At 51.4% G+C, this 15,806-nt stretch carries 15 protein-coding genes; 6 read left to right on the top strand and 9 right to left on the bottom strand.

The features are described from left to right. Positions 1 to 100: 100 nt before the first annotated feature. The 5 genes from RAC90_RS05060 to RAC90_RS05040 all read right to left on the bottom strand — a co-directional run bounded on the left by RAC90_RS05060 (position 101) and on the right by RAC90_RS05040 (position 5,746). Positions 101 to 1,270, bottom strand: coding sequence for a Gfo/Idh/MocA family protein (locus RAC90_RS05060; RefSeq protein ID WP_164481940.1), 1,170 nt, complete (start codon positions 1,268 to 1,270; stop codon positions 101 to 103). A gap of 11 nt (positions 1,271 to 1,281) precedes the next feature. Then, a complete protein-coding gene (locus RAC90_RS05055; protein ID WP_367143038.1) occupies positions 1,282 to 2,205 on the bottom strand; it encodes a TIM barrel protein in 924 nt (307 codons plus the stop codon). Between the two features lie 213 nt (positions 2,206 to 2,418). After that, positions 2,419 to 3,441 (bottom strand): LacI family DNA-binding transcriptional regulator, encoded by a 1,023-nt coding sequence (locus RAC90_RS05050; protein ID WP_058701917.1) that lies wholly within the window; start codon positions 3,439 to 3,441, stop codon positions 2,419 to 2,421. Between the two features lie 304 nt (positions 3,442 to 3,745). Further along, positions 3,746 to 4,201, bottom strand: coding sequence for a hypothetical protein (locus RAC90_RS05045; RefSeq protein WP_039340368.1), 456 nt, complete (start codon positions 4,199 to 4,201; stop codon positions 3,746 to 3,748). 633 nt (positions 4,202 to 4,834) lie between these two features. Next, positions 4,835 to 5,746, bottom strand: coding sequence for a LysR family transcriptional regulator (locus RAC90_RS05040; RefSeq protein WP_205953154.1), 912 nt, complete (start codon positions 5,744 to 5,746; stop codon positions 4,835 to 4,837). A gap of 116 nt (positions 5,747 to 5,862) precedes the next feature. Between RAC90_RS05040 and RAC90_RS05035 the strand changes: the two genes are divergently transcribed. Next, positions 5,863 to 6,744 (top strand): MBL fold metallo-hydrolase, encoded by an 882-nt coding sequence (locus tag RAC90_RS05035; protein ID WP_375124044.1) that lies wholly within the window; start codon positions 5,863 to 5,865, stop codon positions 6,742 to 6,744. 12 nt (positions 6,745 to 6,756) lie between these two features. Then, positions 6,757 to 7,734, top strand: coding sequence for an alpha/beta hydrolase (locus RAC90_RS05030; RefSeq protein ID WP_375124043.1), 978 nt, complete (start codon positions 6,757 to 6,759; stop codon positions 7,732 to 7,734). A 167-nt stretch (positions 7,735 to 7,901) separates the two neighbouring features. Here RAC90_RS05030 and RAC90_RS05025 read toward each other — a convergent pair whose 3' ends face one another. Together RAC90_RS05025 and RAC90_RS05020 are read right to left on the bottom strand one after the other, a co-directional pair. Next, on the bottom strand, positions 7,902 to 8,435 hold the full coding sequence (locus RAC90_RS05025) for a GNAT family N-acetyltransferase (RefSeq protein WP_033741437.1): 534 nt from the start codon (positions 8,433 to 8,435) through the stop codon (positions 7,902 to 7,904). A gap of 291 nt (positions 8,436 to 8,726) precedes the next feature. Next, a complete protein-coding gene (locus RAC90_RS05020; protein ID WP_033741436.1) occupies positions 8,727 to 9,107 on the bottom strand; it encodes a helix-turn-helix domain-containing protein in 381 nt (126 codons plus the stop codon). 99 nt (positions 9,108 to 9,206) lie between these two features. Between RAC90_RS05020 and RAC90_RS05015 the strand changes: the two genes are divergently transcribed. Further along, positions 9,207 to 9,938, top strand: a complete 732-nt coding sequence (locus tag RAC90_RS05015) for an SDR family NAD(P)-dependent oxidoreductase (RefSeq protein WP_375124042.1) — start codon at positions 9,207 to 9,209, stop codon at positions 9,936 to 9,938. Between the two features lie 342 nt (positions 9,939 to 10,280). Next, on the top strand, positions 10,281 to 10,577 hold the full coding sequence (locus tag RAC90_RS05010; protein WP_367143044.1) for a hypothetical protein: 297 nt from the start codon (positions 10,281 to 10,283) through the stop codon (positions 10,575 to 10,577). A gap of 187 nt (positions 10,578 to 10,764) precedes the next feature. On the opposite strand, the gene RAC90_RS05005 is transcribed toward RAC90_RS05010, so the two are convergent. Next, positions 10,765 to 11,151: a nuclear transport factor 2 family protein gene (locus RAC90_RS05005; protein WP_367144019.1), complete on the bottom strand. Its 387-nt coding sequence runs from the start codon at positions 11,149 to 11,151 to the stop codon at positions 10,765 to 10,767. A gap of 99 nt (positions 11,152 to 11,250) precedes the next feature. Here RAC90_RS05005 and RAC90_RS05000 point away from each other — a divergent pair, with 99 nt between their 5' ends. Further along, a complete protein-coding gene (locus RAC90_RS05000) occupies positions 11,251 to 12,021 on the top strand; it encodes a helix-turn-helix domain-containing protein (RefSeq protein ID WP_072193598.1) in 771 nt (256 codons plus the stop codon). 169 nt (positions 12,022 to 12,190) lie between these two features. Here RAC90_RS05000 and RAC90_RS04995 read toward each other — a convergent pair whose 3' ends face one another. Then, complete coding sequence (locus RAC90_RS04995) at positions 12,191 to 13,852, bottom strand: methyl-accepting chemotaxis protein (RefSeq protein WP_367143045.1); 1,662 nt, start codon at positions 13,850 to 13,852, stop codon at positions 12,191 to 12,193. Between the two features lie 722 nt (positions 13,853 to 14,574). Between RAC90_RS04995 and RAC90_RS04990 the strand changes: the two genes are divergently transcribed. After that, positions 14,575 to 15,792 carry a polysaccharide lyase family 1 protein gene (locus RAC90_RS04990; protein ID WP_039340386.1) on the top strand — a complete coding sequence of 406 codons (1,218 nt, stop codon included), beginning with the start codon at positions 14,575 to 14,577 and terminating at the stop codon, positions 15,790 to 15,792. Positions 15,793 to 15,806: the final 14 nt, after the last annotated feature.

The raw sequence follows: 15,806 nt of genomic DNA, 5'->3' as shown, positions 1-15,806 counted from the left end.
GTTATCTCATGCTGCCTGAGTCGGGTTTCAGGCAGAGAAAGTCACTTCATCGCAAATCTCATCCTCAACAGACTGATGCGCTCATCCACTACAGTCGATATCAGCATTCCACCCACGTCGAGCCGGATTCGGCTGAACGGACACAGTTTTCCACCCATTTGACGCCCGCCAGCCCCGCATGCACATCGGGATACCAGAAATCCTTCAGGAAGGCGTCGTCACCCCGATCGGTGGCATCCATAGCCAGCGCGAAACGTCTGTAGAGGTTTGACCAGGCCTCGAAAAGACCTTCAGGATGTCCCCCTCCGATACGGTCATCTGCACGCGCGGCCGGGTGAAGATAGTCCATGCCCCTTTCCAGGATGCGTACCGGCTCGCCCTGAATTTCAAACCGGAGCTGGTTCGGCTGTTCATCCCACCACTCGATACTGGCTTTAGCGCCGACGATGCGCACTTTTTGCCCATGCATGGAACCGCAGTTAACGGCGGAGGCCCACAGACTGCCGACCGCGCCATTCTCATATTCCATCAGGACAAACGCGTTGTCTTCGAGGGGAGCACGGCTTTTAACAAAGCTCTGCCGCGAGCACAGCAGTCGCCTGATTTTTAAGCCGGGAGCCATAGTTTCAGCGATACACAACGGATGGGTTGCCAGGTCCCCCAGCACGTAACTGGGCCCGACAAAGCGCGGGTTAACGCGCCAGCTGGTACTGGCGTTATTTTGCTCAACGGATTCGTTGTGAAAACCGTGTGCAAACTGCATCGTAACAATGCGGATGTCGCCCAGGAGTCCCTCCGCAATCATTTCTCTGGCCTGGAGAATAAGCTGATGACCGGTATAACCATAGGTCACGCCGATGATCTTGTTTTTCTCCCGGCTCAGTTTCGCCAGATGCTCAGCCTCTTCGACCGTGAAGCACAGCGGCTTCTCACATATCACATGAAGTCCCGCTTCAAGCGCGGCGCAGCAGACAGCAAAATGCGTATTGTTTGGTGTGGCGATGGAGACGGCCTGAATACCGTCCTCGCGTTGTCCTTCTGTAGCAAACAGGGTTTCGTAGTCGGCATAGCACCGGTCTGGTGAAAGGCCCAGTGCCTCACCAAAGGCGCGCCCACGTGCGGCATCGATATCGAACGCGCCGGCGACTAACGTAAAGGTATGATCACGGAGTGCCGATGAGCGGTGAATGTAGCCAATCTGACTGGTTCCGCCACCGCCGACCATGCCCCACCGAAGTGATTTTTCGAGCGGTTTAATGCCGTTAATCATGATTATTCTCCTCAGAAACCGACGGAATGCAGATAATGCAGACTGGCCGTGACATCACGCAGGCTTGTATCCGCATCACGCGGATCTCTTTCCTGTTCAATGGTTATCCAGCCCTTGTAACGACGCTGGCGCAGAAATGCATGAACGTCCGGATAGTGGATGGCACCGCTGCCAAGAGGACACATGACGCCCTGGGCGCAGGCGGTGAAAAAATCCAGCCCTTCTTTAACTGCCCGGCGCCAGACAGCCTCGTTAACATCCTTGAAGTGCAGGTAATCAATCCTGTCCCAGTAACGTTCCAGCGTAGCCACCGGCGCCATGCCAGCGTAATACAGATGGCCGGTATCCAGGCAAAGCCCGGCTACGGTATGGGGAATATCGTGGACCAGCTTTTCCAGTTCATCGGCAAACTCAATGCAGCCACCAGCATGGGGATGAATGACCGGCCTGACACCGTACGCTTTCCAGGCAATCTCACTTAGAATGGTGATATGTCTTATCATCGTCTGCCAGTCACTGGGATTAAGTCGCGGGGCCTTTTCTGACTGACCGGCTGTGGCGGCACGTTCAGGATCACCAAAGTCGATGATGACAAGATAAGGTGGCGATGCCCCCACATTGACAGCGTCAGCCTGCCGGGTAACGGCGCTCAGGTTGTGGCAGATCTTATGGGTCAGATCGATCATTGCCGGGAAGTTTTCTTCACTGACTAAATCGTCGAAAAGGGTGCCGGCAATAACAGACAGCTGATGTTCCTCAAGTGCAGACGTCAGGGCCTCGGGCTCAACAGGCAAGTATCCCCATGGTCCCAGCTCCAGACTTTTGTATCCGGCGAGCGCGGCCTCTTTTAGCACGCTCTGCCAGGGGGGAAGAAACGGGTTTTTCGGGTCGTCCACTCCCCAGCTACAGGGTGCAGTCGCGATGGAAATGGTCATGGTTTTTCTCCGGATGCGGCAACACAGGTAAGCACTGACATGCAGGCGACAAATGCCTGACTCAGTGCGCGCAGTATTGCGCCGGTTTTTTGATACCAGCAACCCTCCTTCGTGGATTATTTGATAGAGATCATGATTTTTTTAAATCATATTATTGATAGTTTTACATCAAATCCAGACAGCGTAACCCTCTGCGTGATACGTCGTGAGACGTCAGATATTTTCCCGGGTAACCAGATCGAAGGGAACGGTAACAGAGAGAGGATTGCGGTCGGTTTCCTGATATCTGCGGATAAAAACAGAGACGATCTTCTCAGCCACAACATCGATACGGTGGCGCATCATCACATCGACATGCCCCGCGATAAGCGCCATTTCATCGCCGATGAACGGGCCATGGCAGAGAATTTTTATATCATGTCGCGCGCTTTCACAGACCGCCTTGATTACGCCCTCTATGCCACCGCACGGCGCATAAATCATGGCCACACTGGGATGGTTTTTTAGCAGTTGGCTGGCAGCCAGATAGCCCCCACTGATGCTTTCCCGCGTCTGTAACGGCTCAAGCACCACCGCATCTTGTCTGTTCTCGCGCAGGTACGAACGAAAACTTATTTCACAGCTTTCCTGGCAGTTGAAACGGTGATCGCCGAGCAGCACACCAATAACACTGTCTTTTTCCATCATGCGCTCAGCAAACCATCCCGCTGTACGCCCTGCTTTCAGATTATCGAGACCGATATAGCCCGCCTGACCACAGGGAGAAAGATCGGAAAACAAAGTGAAAATTTGCACGCCTGATGCGGATAGTTGCTTAATGGTGTGCCGTATAAGAGGATGATCGAGCGCAACTACTCCAATGATATCGACGCGTTTTGCCAGAGCTTCAAGAGACGACACGACTTTCTCCACGTCATGTATATCAGCCCACACAAACGCCGGCTCTGTCGCCAGTTTTCCGTCCGCATACCGGCGGATTTCCTCTGACAGCACCTGGTAAAACGAATAATCACTGGGCAGCAGAATAAACCCGGTGCGCACCGCGCTTTTAACCGCCGTGGCTTCTGGCGTCATCACCTTACGCAGATCTTCCCGGTAACCGAGCGCTTCCGCTGCGCGCAGAACACGGTCCCGGGTTTCCTGCTTCACTGACGCTCTGTTATTTAGAACACGATCAACGGTAGCCACCCCGACACCCGCCGCTCTGGCAACCGCTGACATGGATATTTTTTTCATTACACAGCCCGAGATGATAGATTTCTATCATCTTAAACACAAAAAGTGTGCAGCAGCAAAATACTTCTGCTGCTTTACGGTGTTTTTTACAGGATGACGCATTGGCAGAAAGTGACCGCCGCATGACAGTAGTCAGAGAAAACGTGGATGTAGGTTATTCAGCAGAATGCGTGATTAACATTCCAGTCCGTGCGGTTTCATACACCAGTCCCGGCAGGCAGCATTACCCCAGAAAAACACCCTAAGTTTTCCCCTGTGTATTAGTGGCTGTCCTGTGTTTTAGCCGGGAAATGTGTGAAAAGTTTCAAACACCACAAAGCTCGTGAGCACGTAATTTCCATTCCTCAACCTGAGTGGGGTGGTCAAAAGAGTAATAGACGTTAGCGTTCTCAGGCAGGATATTATGCAGTGCCTGCATGCAGTTGGCCTCACAGGGTCGCAATTCAATATAGGCAGCCGTGATGGGTATGACATCATCGCTGGAAAAGCGCTCAATGCGTTCTATCGCAGCAACGAGTGCAGCCATTTCGCCATGCAGCCTTACCCAGTTATTAGTATAGATTCCTGGTGGCACGCTTACCTGCATCCGACTGTTTCCGAACGCATAACGAATATTACCCCGTAGCCGGTACTCGACTACTGCACAGCAGGACTCAGGACCGAAACCAGGCTGTTTCACTAAATTCTTTTTGTTCTCCAGCGTGCGCCTGACAATCGGATAACCGGATCTAAGGGTGTATTCAGTTTTTATCAGTTGCATCAGCGCTTCCTTTACTTGACCATTGTTAATCAATGATATGGGGTTCCGGCGCAAAACTCCATAAGAACAGGACTCTCAGGGGCTGGAAAATTAAGGTCTGCTTAATCATAACCAGAGGGACTGAGTGATGACAGCCGAGCCCTGCTTTTGCCTTACGGCTTCACCAGCTAGCCGCTGCTCTTCATCTGGTTCATATCTGTGGTTCAGATTCAGCCAGTTCTTTATCGTTCGGCTCTGTAAGTATTACGTCTGTAAGGGAAAACCTAATGATGATTTACCATTATGATCAGGAAAATCCATGGCTGTGTCTGAAGAGGTATGTTTCGGCCTGAAATCCTGCACAGGCCAGTCCGGTTAAATCGTAAGGTCCGGTTTGCGCTGTGAGTTCAACGGGTCGATGAAACGCGCTCCTTTATCAGGGGGGCGTTGTGTAAACATCCGCCTTATAACTGATCGCGCTAAATACCAGGTTCATGAACGACGTAGGGCACAAGGTAAAACTGTTCTATTGCTTTATAAGTCATGCCTGATCTTTGCATCACTCGCTGAGAGGAAGCATTTTCAGGAGCGGCAACAGTCACTAAACACGTTACCTCAGCAGCAAAACACTACCAGTCAGCGTCAACCATTGCCTCAGGAGCGTCCTGTCATACCTGTTTCTGAAAACTGTTCCCTGACCCAGTCCGCAAATAATCGTATACGGGGAGCCAGTTGGCGGTTCTCCGGCCAGGCAATATGAACCGGGAGTTCATCAACCAGCCAGTCATCAAACAGCCTGATAAGGTCCCCCTTTCTCAGCGCGTCTGCCACCAGAAACTCATAAGTCGTTACGATACCCAGGCCCGCGCGCGCCGCACTGAATGCGGCGTAAGCGTCGTTGACGGATATCTGAAACGGACCGCTAAGCGGAAACGATTCGCTGGCTTTCATCAGTTGATGCTCAAAACGTCTGCCGCTCTGTGGGGAACGCACCTGAATATGATGAAAGTGCACTAACTGCGTGGGATGGGAGGGTTTACCCTGTCTTTTAAGGTATGCGGGCGCGGCGCATACCACCATGGGCAGTGCTCCCAGAGAGCGGGCAACAAGCGAGTCATCGTGAAGTCGTCCTATGCGTATCACGCAGTCAAACTGATTTTCAATGAGATCGCTGGTTCGGTTGCCCACGCTTGTGATGATCTGTAAATCCGGATAGCGGTCCATGAAATCCCCCAACCTCGGAATAATCAGGCAGTATGCCAGCGCGCCCGGCATGTCTACCCTGAGCTGGCCACGCCACGTTCCAGCCGCTCCCGAAACGCTGCTGTCCAGTTTTTCCGCCTGGATAAGTAATGCCTGCGCGCCCTTGTGGTAAACCTCACCCTGTTCCGTGAGGCTTAGCCGTCGTGAAGAACGATGTAAGAGTTTTACACCCAGCTCATTTTCGAGGGCCTGAATCTGCCGTGTCACCGTTGACTTGGGTAACCCGAGACTTTCCGCAGCACGGGTGAAGGCTCCGGTTTCAACGACCTGTAGAAAGCTGCGTATCGCAGAAAATTTATCCATGCCCCGCCTTATTGTTGCTGTATCTGCAATTTAAGTTTGCCCGGCGCCCGATTGTTCATTACGCCCACAACCCTGAATATAAGGCCATCCAGTCCATTCCCCCAACGGAAAAGCACATGAGCAAGCTGTTAACCTGGCACGTCGCCGGTGCAAAAATCACAAAGATTCCAGAGCAACAGAGCAACGGCATTCCCGTGTCGTACCTGTTTCCACAGTGGGATCGTCAGTCAGCCTTGCGTTTTGCTGGACACATTCAACGTCATGATCTGGATTTTACAGACGAGACCGTGTCGCTCAGCACACACAGCTGGCTGATTGAAAAAGACGGTAAGGTCATCATCCTCGACACCGCATCGGGTAACGGCAAAAAACGCCCTGGCAATGCAAAATTTCATGAAATGAACAGCCACTGGCTGCATGCGCTGCGAGCGGCAGGCGTTGAGCCTGAGCAGGTGGATGCGGTCGTTTTAACGCACCTTCATGTCGATCACGTCGGCTGGAATACTGTCTTGAAGAAAGGTCAGTGGCGCCCCACTTTTCCGAACGCCCGCTACTACTTCTCCGCAGATGAATACCATTTTTATCAGAACCCACTTAATGTCATGCCGGAAAGCACAGGTGCAATGGATGACAGTGTGTATCCGGTCGTCGCTTCAGGGCAGGCCGTGTTTCTGGACAGCGCCGAGACAGAGGTCGTTGCCGGGCTGCAGATTCACAGAACACCGGGGCACAGCGTTGATCACCTGGCATTCAGTTTCTCAGACGGCGGTGAGACGGCCCTGTTCTGGGGTGACGTCGTGCACAGCCCGCTTCAGATATGCCTCCCCGAGTGGAACAGCCGCTACTGCGAATTTCCTGATACGGCAAAAAAATCCCGGACAGTGATGATGAATTTTGCTGCTCAGACCCGAGCGCTGGTTTTTACCTCTCACTTTCCGGACAGCTCGGCAGGACGGGTTCTCAATACAAACGGCCAGTTAACCTGGCAGCACGCCTGACAGGAGAATATCATGACAAACATACCACCGCTGTTCAGCGAAGCTTTCGCCATCCCCTCCGATACCAGAGACATTTCATTGTGGCTGCGTCACAGGCGGCGCGCTGATACTACCGACTTTGATGCGGCACAGACGGTTCTGCTGATGCACGGCGCCACTTTCTCATCGGGAAGTCTGTTTGATACACCGCTTGAGGGGGAATCTTTCCTTGATTACCTTGCCGCAGCCGGTCTGGATGTCTGGGCAGTGGATGTGCGTGGATACGGCCGCGCATCAAGACTACCTTCTTTCTCTTTGCCTGCGCGGGAAAATCCGCCGTCAGCGCGTGCTGAAACCGCAGTAAGGGACTTAGGAAGTGCGGTTGATTACGTTCTTGCACATCATGGACTGACGCAGTTGAACCTCATCGGGATGTCATGGGGAGGAACGGTGGCGTCGCTTTACACCACACGGAATAGCGCTAACGTGCGGCGTCTGACGCTTATTGCGCCACAGTGGATTCAGGACGGTAAATACACGCTGGATCCCGGCGGCGAAATGGGCGCATGGCGCGATATTGACATTGATGCAGTGGAATCACGCTGGCTTCAGGCCGCGCCAGACAATAAAAAGAACAGCCTTATTTGTCCCGGCGGATTTATGCAGTGGGCCCGGCAAACAGTGAATGAGGAACCCGATCCGGTTTTGAGAGCCCAGCGCAAAATCCGTGTTAGCACCGGTCCGATTCAGGATACACGGTGTTACTGGGCAAAAAATAAAGGCGTCTACGATCCCGCCGACATCCGCGTCCCCGTATTGCTCTTACATGGTGAATGGGATCGTGATGTACCTGTGAATGCAATCCAGGACTGGTTCCTGCGAGCGACAGGCACCCCCTGGAAGCGCTGGACAGAAATTGGTGAAGCCACACACATGATGGTGCTGGAGAAAAACCGACATCAGGTGTTTGAGCTTACCCGCTATTTTATCAGTCAGGTTCTGGATATGTAATGAGGCCTGTATCACTCAAGCCTCATGTTCAGAAAAGTATCGTGCCAGACAACATCCGCTTCAGGCACAAAGCAACCTCTGAAACAGATTAAGGTCCGTCAGGTGCGAAAAGGGGAATTTCGCCCTGCCCGCTGTTGATACAAATAAAAAGCATTTCGGCTAACCTTTCAGCAAGCAGTTGTCAGAAGCTGACCGGCATTTTTCCAGCTGATTCTGAATACCGGGGCATTATCTGATGAAGGCATATCGGATAATGTTCTCTCCACAATGGTGCCCCCGAGGCGCTGATAAAAAGCTGTTGCCTGGGTGTTATCTTCAAACACCCACAAATAGAGCGGTGACTCATCATCCCTGCTCTTGACCCATTCGGCTGCGCGCCAGAGAAGTTGTTTTCCTACACCGTGACCACGTAGTGAAGAGCTTACATGCAGGCTGTCTATATAACAGCCCCACTGCGCGTCATAGTGGAGCTTAATACATATGAAGCCTTCAACCTTTCCATCATATTCAGCTACAAACACTGTTTCGCTTTCATTGCTCTGATTCAGAGCTGAGCGCCAGTGTGAAAGACGATCTTCCTGCGCCTGATTTTCAAGGAAATCCGCAGACATCACTTTCGTGTAGGTATCTCTCCATCCGGCGGTGTGCAGATGTGCTATTGCATCGGCATCACTGCGCTGAGCCTGTCTTAAGTGAATCACTGTTACCTCTCACAAACGCAATGGCGTTTCATGTTAGCAAAATCACATTCAGTCGAAAATCAGCTTACCCGGTTCAAACCATACATCACATCTTATGCAAGGATGAAAATGAATCTGGAAAACTCATGCTGACAGAGTGCTTACCTCATACGTAAATGTCCGCTTCTGATACAAAGCAGACATTCACATAAAGCATTGTCAGGAAACGTGGGGCTTCAGTAATCAACATGTTTTCGATGCTGGCCTGTAAAACTGAGCGCGCATCGCAACAGGATTCAACATTACGACTCTTCAGCAAATCTCTTCCGCCTGTCTGGTATCGTACATCAACTGAGCCCGTTCCATTTCCGCTCCATGTTTTAGCGCCCATCCATACAGCGCACTGAATGGTTCCTGAAGCGTCTGTGCCAGTGGCGTAAGGCTGTACTCCACGCTCACTGGTGAAGTAGGCAGCACCTTTCGGAGCACCAATCCATTGCGCTCAAGCCGCTTCAGCGCATCAGACAATGCTTTGTGCGTAATACCCTCCAGCCGGCGACGGAGTTCGTTGAAGCGCACAGGTTCATTACAAAGCACAGTGAGAATTAAAATTGACCATTTATTGGTTATGTTCTCCAGAACCGGCCGCGTTTTCCCTATTTCTTTCAGGTCATTACAATCAGTTTGAGACATGGCGATATATTCCCCGATACCTGATATAAATAAAGTGCGTAATTGTTATTAAGTTTACAAATTATATCATCTGTTTTCCACCCTGACAGGAGAGAGCAGATGAGTAGATTAGAGAATAAAGTTGCCCTGATACTCGGCGGTGCAAAAGGCATTGGTCTGGCTATCAGCCAGCGATTTGCCAGTGAAGGTGCCACAACCTGGCTGACCTCACGCCGTAATGAGGAGTTAGAAGCAGCCAGTCAGACCATAAAGGGCACTGCCAGGCCAGTCCGTGCTGACGTCAGCCAGATAAGTGAACTGACGCGAATAGTCGATTTAATCAAGACAGAATCCCGCCAGATAGATGTGCTGGTCATCAACGCCGGCATGGCAGAATACTCGACGATTGATGACGTCACGCCGGCAAATTTTGATTCTGTTTTTGGCCTGAATGTGCGCTCACCGCTTTTTGCTCTGCAGGCAGCCCTTCCTCTGATGAAGGAGGGAGCGAGCGTCGTTTTGATAGGTTCGGTTGCCGATGTGATTGGCACGCCGGGATATGGCGTATATGGCGCCAGTAAAGCGGCACTTCGTTCTTTTGCCCGCACATGGACACGTGAACTCTCCGCCCGTGGCATCCGCGTTAATGTTGTCGCCCCCGGCCCTGTCGATACGGAGATGATGCGTGCAGCCTCTGAAGAGCTACGAAATGAGATAATCCGCACCATTCCCTTATCAAGAATGGGCAGACCTGAAGAAATTGCCAGTGCCGCCCTGTTCCTTGCAAGTGATGAAAGCAGTTATATAGCCGGAGCAGAAATCTGTGTGGATGGTGGCATGACACAGGTATGAGGCATGGCGTTCAGTTTCACTAAGATCAGAGAAAAGCTGTACGAGAAACGAACCGGGCGACGACCCGGTTTTTCTTTAGCCAGATGGCTGTGCTCAAATTCCCGTTTATTAGTATCGGTGTCCGGCAGGCGGTATGCTGCGGCTTATTGCGGCATTGGCGCGCTCGCCGTTAATGAATCCGACATCATTTCAGCAAGGCCCGCTTCTGGCACAAAGCGGACAGGCTGACTGAGCTGAAGATCCGCTATGCGCGAAAAGTGGTCTTTTGCTAATTTCTCAGAAATAGAATAGGTATGCTTTGACTTTGTTCTGTATGAAAGCCTTAACAGCAGGATTGAAAATATGAAACAGGTCAGAATTTATACACTCAAAGACAAACAGTCAGCAGAAATTTATTTTCACCGACACTGGCCCAGACATATGGCCTCTCTCCCAGCCTTTGGTATATATGTAAATCATGTTTATCTCGGGAAAGAATGTCAGGTCATTGCAACCGTTACCTATCAGGAGGATACCGAAATACAAGCTATAGATCAGAAATATATGGCCAGCAAGGAGTTCATGTCAGACATGGAAGGTTTCGATATGTCTTCAATCCTCCGGGTGGATGAAATCATTATTAAGGAAACACTTTTCTGACTTTGCGACTTTCTCAGCCAGCAGGAACATTCCTGTCGCAGTCACTTAAATTGATACACAGCAATTAACCGGCCGTTAAGGCGAGGTCATACAAAGCGCATTTGGCCTGTCCGCTTCTGGCACAAAGCGGACGCTAAAATCTCTTCCTTTGTCCGCTATAAGCGAGAAGCGGACATTTAAACCCCTGTTACCTGGCGCTACCCAAGTCCCGATCACTTTCCAGACCTTTAAGCATAAGTGTGGCTTCTTCAATACGAACAAATAGCCCTGAATCATCTGTTTCAGCAAACATATAAACTTCCATCTCAACCTCTTCCCCATTGCGCTTAGTACACAATACACGATGTCTGGTAGCATAGAGATTGCCTTCACGAAGTTCGTCATGCACATCAATTTTGCCGAAAGAAATTATTTCGCGAAGTTTACGAGCATGATGAGCAAAGCTATCTAAACTTCCCCACTCATTATCAGTGCGCTGCCGATAACCGGGACTAAAGTGGCGATTAAGTACCTCTTCCAGGGGGATTTCCTGTTGGTTAATAATCTCATCCAATACGTTAGCAATAGAAATCATTTTCATGGTCAGTCCTCATCATAAGTTATCAGTACTCTACAATCGACCTGATGGCTTCGGTACGGTATAAAAGACAATAAATACCTCAAATAAGCCAATATGACCGACCCGTTAATTCCATTCTCCCGGGCTTTTTCTTCTGATGGACCCACTTTGATTGTCGCGGCCCGCCAGTCGGATGCAATAAGGGAAACACCACGTCACCATCACATTCGTGGACAGTTACTCGGCGCTGAGCATGGGCTGCTTACGATCGATGCGGAAGAGTGTCGCTGGGTCGTACCGGCAACGCATGCCGTGTGGATACCTCCAAATATTCCGCATGGTCTGCGCTCGCACGGCCCATATTCAGGATGGAGTGTTTATATATCTGCTGCGGCCTGTGGCGCATTATCTGATAAGCCTGCTGTGCTCTCAGTTACAAATCTGCTACGCGAAGCGATAACACGAGCAGCCTCCTGGAAGGTTGCAGAGCTTAATGCGCCTCAAAAACGTTTATCTGACGTTATCCTTGATGAAATCGGTTCGCTTCCCAGCGTTAATCTTGGGTTGCCAATGCCGCAGGATATACGGCTCTTAAAAGTTGCTCAGGTGCTGTCTGAGAGTCCAGATGACGGTCGCACACTTGAAGAATGGGCATTCTGGGCGGGAGTATCGTCACGCACACTGACACGGCGTTTCAGATCCGAAACCGGTTTTAGCTTTAATGAATGGCGACAGCGCATACGGTTACTCAAAGCTCTTGAGCTTCTTGCCGCAGGCAAGCAAGTGACGACAGTTGCACTGGAACTTGGATATGACAATGTGAGTGCCTTTATCGCCATGTTTCGCAGGGTATTTGGCACCACTCCTGCACGATTCAGAATTTAAATATGCAGGCCCGCATTAAGCATCGGCTTCTGGCTCAAAGCAGACGGTGCTTCTGATAAAACGCACTAATAAGCAGATTCAGGCTTTTATGCTGAAAAAGTTTCCTGCATAAAAAAGTAAAAGGGCCGGTGTCAGCCCTTAATTAAATGAAACGCTGTTAACGTAAAGATCAGAAACTCTGCCAGTTGTTTTCATCTGCTGCTGCAACGGCAGGACCTGAACGAAAAGACGATGGCGCGTGTGAAGAAGTTACCACCTTGCTGCGGACCACCGCAGGGACGTGTGAAACCGGTTTAAGGGTAAAGTTATTGACCAACTGGTTCAGTGATGCGGCCTGCTCCATCAGCGAATTTGAGGCAGCCGAGGCTTCTTCAACCAGCGCGGCGTTCTGCTGAGTGACATCATCCATCTGGTTAACGGCCTGATGCACCTGGCTGATCCCCTGTGACTGCTCACTGGCGGCCACAGAGATTTCATCCACAAGATCGGTAACCTGCCTGACGGCATCATTCATGCGTGACATGTTACTGCCAACACCCTCAGCCTGTTCGGAGCCTGCCTGGACAAAACTCATAGACGATTCGATCAGCTCTTTAATTTCACGGGCTGAAGAGGATGACCGCTGTGCAAGATTACGGACTTCACCTGCCACCACGGCAAATCCGCGCCCCTGCTCCCCTGCCCGAGCCGCTTCAACAGCGGCGTTGAGGGCAAGAATATTGGTCTGGAAGGCAATACCTTCAATCAGCGCAATGATGTCAGTAATTTTTGCGGAACTGTCTTTGATATCGCCCATCGTCAACAGCAGTGTGCGGACACGGCCTGCGCTGTCTTCTGAAATGTCCTGTGCATTTTTGGCCAGCTGGCTGGCAAGCCGTGTGTTTTCTGCGGTCTGACGGACGGTTTCACTGAGTTCAGACATGCTTGCTGCTGTCTGCTCAAGCGATGCGGCCTGCTCCTCCGTGCGCGAAGACAGATCTTCGTTGCCGGCCGAAATCTGCGCCGATGCTGAACTAACAGACTGAGCCGACGCTTCAACCTTAGAAAGTGAGTCTGACACATTCTCAATCAGATGGTTAAAGGCGCTGGCGGTCAGGCCAATTTCATCCCGGCGACTCACATCTGCACGCAGCGTCAGGTCAAGGCGTTCACTGGCGGTTTCCATTACATGACGCATGCCGTTCAGCTGACGTTTGATGCCAAAAATGGTTCTGAGGGCGAAGAATGCAAGAATGATAATAGCCATGGCAGAACCGCCGATGAGGCTCCACACTGTTACGTTATAAGTGTGATCATTTTCTTTGCGCAGCGCATTACCAATGTCTACGTTGAGTTTCAGCTGTTTCTGAAAACCGGCATTAAGCTGACGCGCAGCGGCACCAATGCCGTCGTTACCCTGAAGGGAGCCGAGTGAAGCCGCATCATTTTGTGCACGAGAGGCGGCCAGAAAAGCCGGTAAAGTTTCCTCAACTTTTTTGATAGCGGCAAACGAACTTTCCGTTAACTGACGGTCCTCATCGCTTGAAATATCATTCTTCAGATAATACTGGTTGAGCGACTTAATCTGGCTAATCGCCCCCTCGATTTCCTTTTCCAGCACAGCCTGACGGCGCGGATCTGTCGCACTCTGGTGGCGGTAAAGTGAGATGACAAGCGCATTACTGCTGTCGACCATTTTGCCGATGTCCAGAATGGACGGAACCGTATTTTCCTGAACATAGTTAAAGCGGGACTGAAAGCCGCCCGCCACCAGCACTGCAACGATAACCATTGTCACGAGGGCAGCAGAAAGGAGTGAAAAGGTAAAGAGTAAACGCTGTGTAATGGTCATGTTATTTCCTGCCATAAAGGGATTCTGATGACTGATGAATATCAGTACTAACTCAAACATTCAGACGATTTATCGGCGGGAGAAAAATATCATTTAATAAAAATGATCAGAGAATGACCTATTACTGTAACAGGTGATGAAAACAAAGTTGGGCCGGGGACATAAACAGCACGTTCAACATGGTTCAGATTCGGTGAGTAAAAGCCTGAGGCAGACATGACAAACGGCACTTTTCACACTACGCGAAGTATAAATTATACGACGCATATGTCTTTATGTTCGCTCCAGTTGTTGCGACAGGTTTAACCTTACATCGGCAGGATGGCGTCCTTATTTACAGTAGAAACTGTTGTATTTGCATCCACTTCTGGCAGGCAGCGGAACAGCGCTGTAAGGCCGCAGTTTTCGGCTGACGCGATCAGCCCTGAGCGCGAGGTCTGATGCGCAGGGACATGTTTACGTTGCCTGTATGCCCATGATCGTCCTGTGACGCACCTGCGGGTCACGGCTGTACGTTCATTTCGACTTTCCTGTACGATGCGAGTGGCCTGGTGGGTTCGACAGGCTCTTCCCCCGCTCGACATCGATGCGGGCCCGGTATGTCAGCGCAACACGGCGTCGTTGAGAGGACAGGAATGAAAAGCCCGCACTGTCGCTTCAGGTTTTCAGTTCACACGCTCTGTAGACAGGCTGTTTTCCGCCCTTTTTACGGATTGTTCACGATGTTCCTCCTTGCGGTTCTTTGCCTGACGTCCGCGTTATCGCGCGCTGCCGATCTGCCGGACGGCTTTGCCAAAGGCGTGACGGGCGGTAGCGGTGGCGCGGTTGTTCATCCCATCCGCACTGATGATCTGGTGAAGGCGTTGTGCGCCACCTATGACCGACACGGAAACTGTACGGATGATCGTCCCCGGATCATCGCTCTGGATCATACCGTCGATTTTCGTGGAACGGTCATGGTCAACGGCAAAGCCACGACCACGGAAAGGGGTTGCATGGCAAATGCCTGCCCAGGAGGCGGTGGCCAATGGGCGCGCAACGGTGCCAACCAGTTTTGTCAGGGCAAAGCGCCGGTTTCGGTGACCTATGATAATGCCGGTTTAGACCGTCTTAAGGTGGGATCAAATAAGACGCTGATTGGTGTAGGGGCACATGCGGGGATTCAGGGCATCGGGCTTTACGTCGGTGGCGGCGTTCACAACGTGATTATCCGCAATCTGACACTGTCAGATATCAATCCGCAGCTGGTCTGGGGAGGGGATGCCCTTACCATTGATAATGCGGAGGGTGTGTGGATTGATCACAATACTTTCGCCCGCATTGGCCGACAGATGATTGTCACGGGCTGGGGCTCCGCGTCCCATGTCACGCTTTCCGATAACGAATTTGACGGCAGAACACCCTATTCCGCAACCTGCGACGGTCACCATTACTGGGTCTGGCTGTTTCTGGGACACCATGACACATTAACGGTCGCGCGCAATTATGTTCATGATACCTCCGGGCGTGCCCCGCATGCCGGTGGGATGGGCAATGCCAGTGTCCTGGCGCAGCTGGTTAACAATGTCTTTGTCAATCTGACGTATCAGGGCGCGATAATGTCCAGAACACCCTCTTCGCGTCTGCTGGTGGAAGGTAACGCCTTTGAGAATGTGGCTCATCCGCTGTTTAACGACATCAGGCAGCCCGGTAATGCCTTCGCGCTTTTTGATACGAACGCCGCCGCTGGGGAAAACGCCTGTCTGAAAAATCTGGGCAGGCACTGTGTCAGTAATCTGCAAACCCAGAGCGGCACCGACTATCGCCCACAAGATATCTCGGTCCTGGAGGCTTTCAGATACGATCGCGCCTGGCTCGTCTCGCCTGTTTCCGCAGAGGTGGCCAGCGTCCAGGTGCCCCGTGAAGCTGGCGTGGGCCATATTCACAGTCCGGTGCGGTAAGTTTTTAATGTGAG

It is taken from the genome of Pantoea sp. CS_6 (assembly GCF_041954745.1).
GTDB lineage: Bacteria > Pseudomonadota > Gammaproteobacteria > Enterobacterales > Enterobacteriaceae > Pantoea > Pantoea stewartii.
This window is presented reverse-complemented; position numbering and strand designations above follow the sequence as displayed.

What these genes read in the sequence shown, in the direction of transcription:
- RAC90_RS05060 (WP_164481940.1), bottom strand. Translation starts at nt 1,270, where the DNA reads ATGATTAACGGCATTAAACCGCTCGAAAAATCACTTCGGTGGGGCATG.
- RAC90_RS05055 (WP_367143038.1), bottom strand. Translation starts at nt 2,205, where the DNA reads ATGACCATTTCCATCGCGACTGCACCCTGTAGCTGGGGAGTGGACGAC.
- RAC90_RS05050 (WP_058701917.1), bottom strand. Translation starts at nt 3,441, where the DNA reads ATGAAAAAAATATCCATGTCAGCGGTTGCCAGAGCGGCGGGTGTCGGG.
- RAC90_RS05045 (WP_039340368.1), bottom strand. Translation starts at nt 4,201, where the DNA reads ATGCAACTGATAAAAACTGAATACACCCTTAGATCCGGTTATCCGATT.
- RAC90_RS05040 (WP_205953154.1), bottom strand. Translation starts at nt 5,746, where the DNA reads ATGGATAAATTTTCTGCGATACGCAGCTTTCTACAGGTCGTTGAAACC.
- RAC90_RS05035 (WP_375124044.1), top strand. Translation starts at nt 5,863, where the DNA reads ATGAGCAAGCTGTTAACCTGGCACGTCGCCGGTGCAAAAATCACAAAG.
- RAC90_RS05030 (WP_375124043.1), top strand. Translation starts at nt 6,757, where the DNA reads ATGACAAACATACCACCGCTGTTCAGCGAAGCTTTCGCCATCCCCTCC.
- RAC90_RS05020 (WP_033741436.1), bottom strand. Translation starts at nt 9,107, where the DNA reads ATGTCTCAAACTGATTGTAATGACCTGAAAGAAATAGGGAAAACGCGG.
- RAC90_RS05015 (WP_375124042.1), top strand. Translation starts at nt 9,207, where the DNA reads ATGAGTAGATTAGAGAATAAAGTTGCCCTGATACTCGGCGGTGCAAAA.
- RAC90_RS05010 (WP_367143044.1), top strand. Translation starts at nt 10,281, where the DNA reads ATGAAACAGGTCAGAATTTATACACTCAAAGACAAACAGTCAGCAGAA.
- RAC90_RS05005 (WP_367144019.1), bottom strand. Translation starts at nt 11,151, where the DNA reads ATGATTTCTATTGCTAACGTATTGGATGAGATTATTAACCAACAGGAA.
- RAC90_RS05000 (WP_072193598.1), top strand. Translation starts at nt 11,251, where the DNA reads ATGACCGACCCGTTAATTCCATTCTCCCGGGCTTTTTCTTCTGATGGA.
- RAC90_RS04995 (WP_367143045.1), bottom strand. Translation starts at nt 13,852, where the DNA reads ATGACCATTACACAGCGTTTACTCTTTACCTTTTCACTCCTTTCTGCT.
- RAC90_RS04990 (WP_039340386.1), top strand. Translation starts at nt 14,575, where the DNA reads ATGTTCCTCCTTGCGGTTCTTTGCCTGACGTCCGCGTTATCGCGCGCT.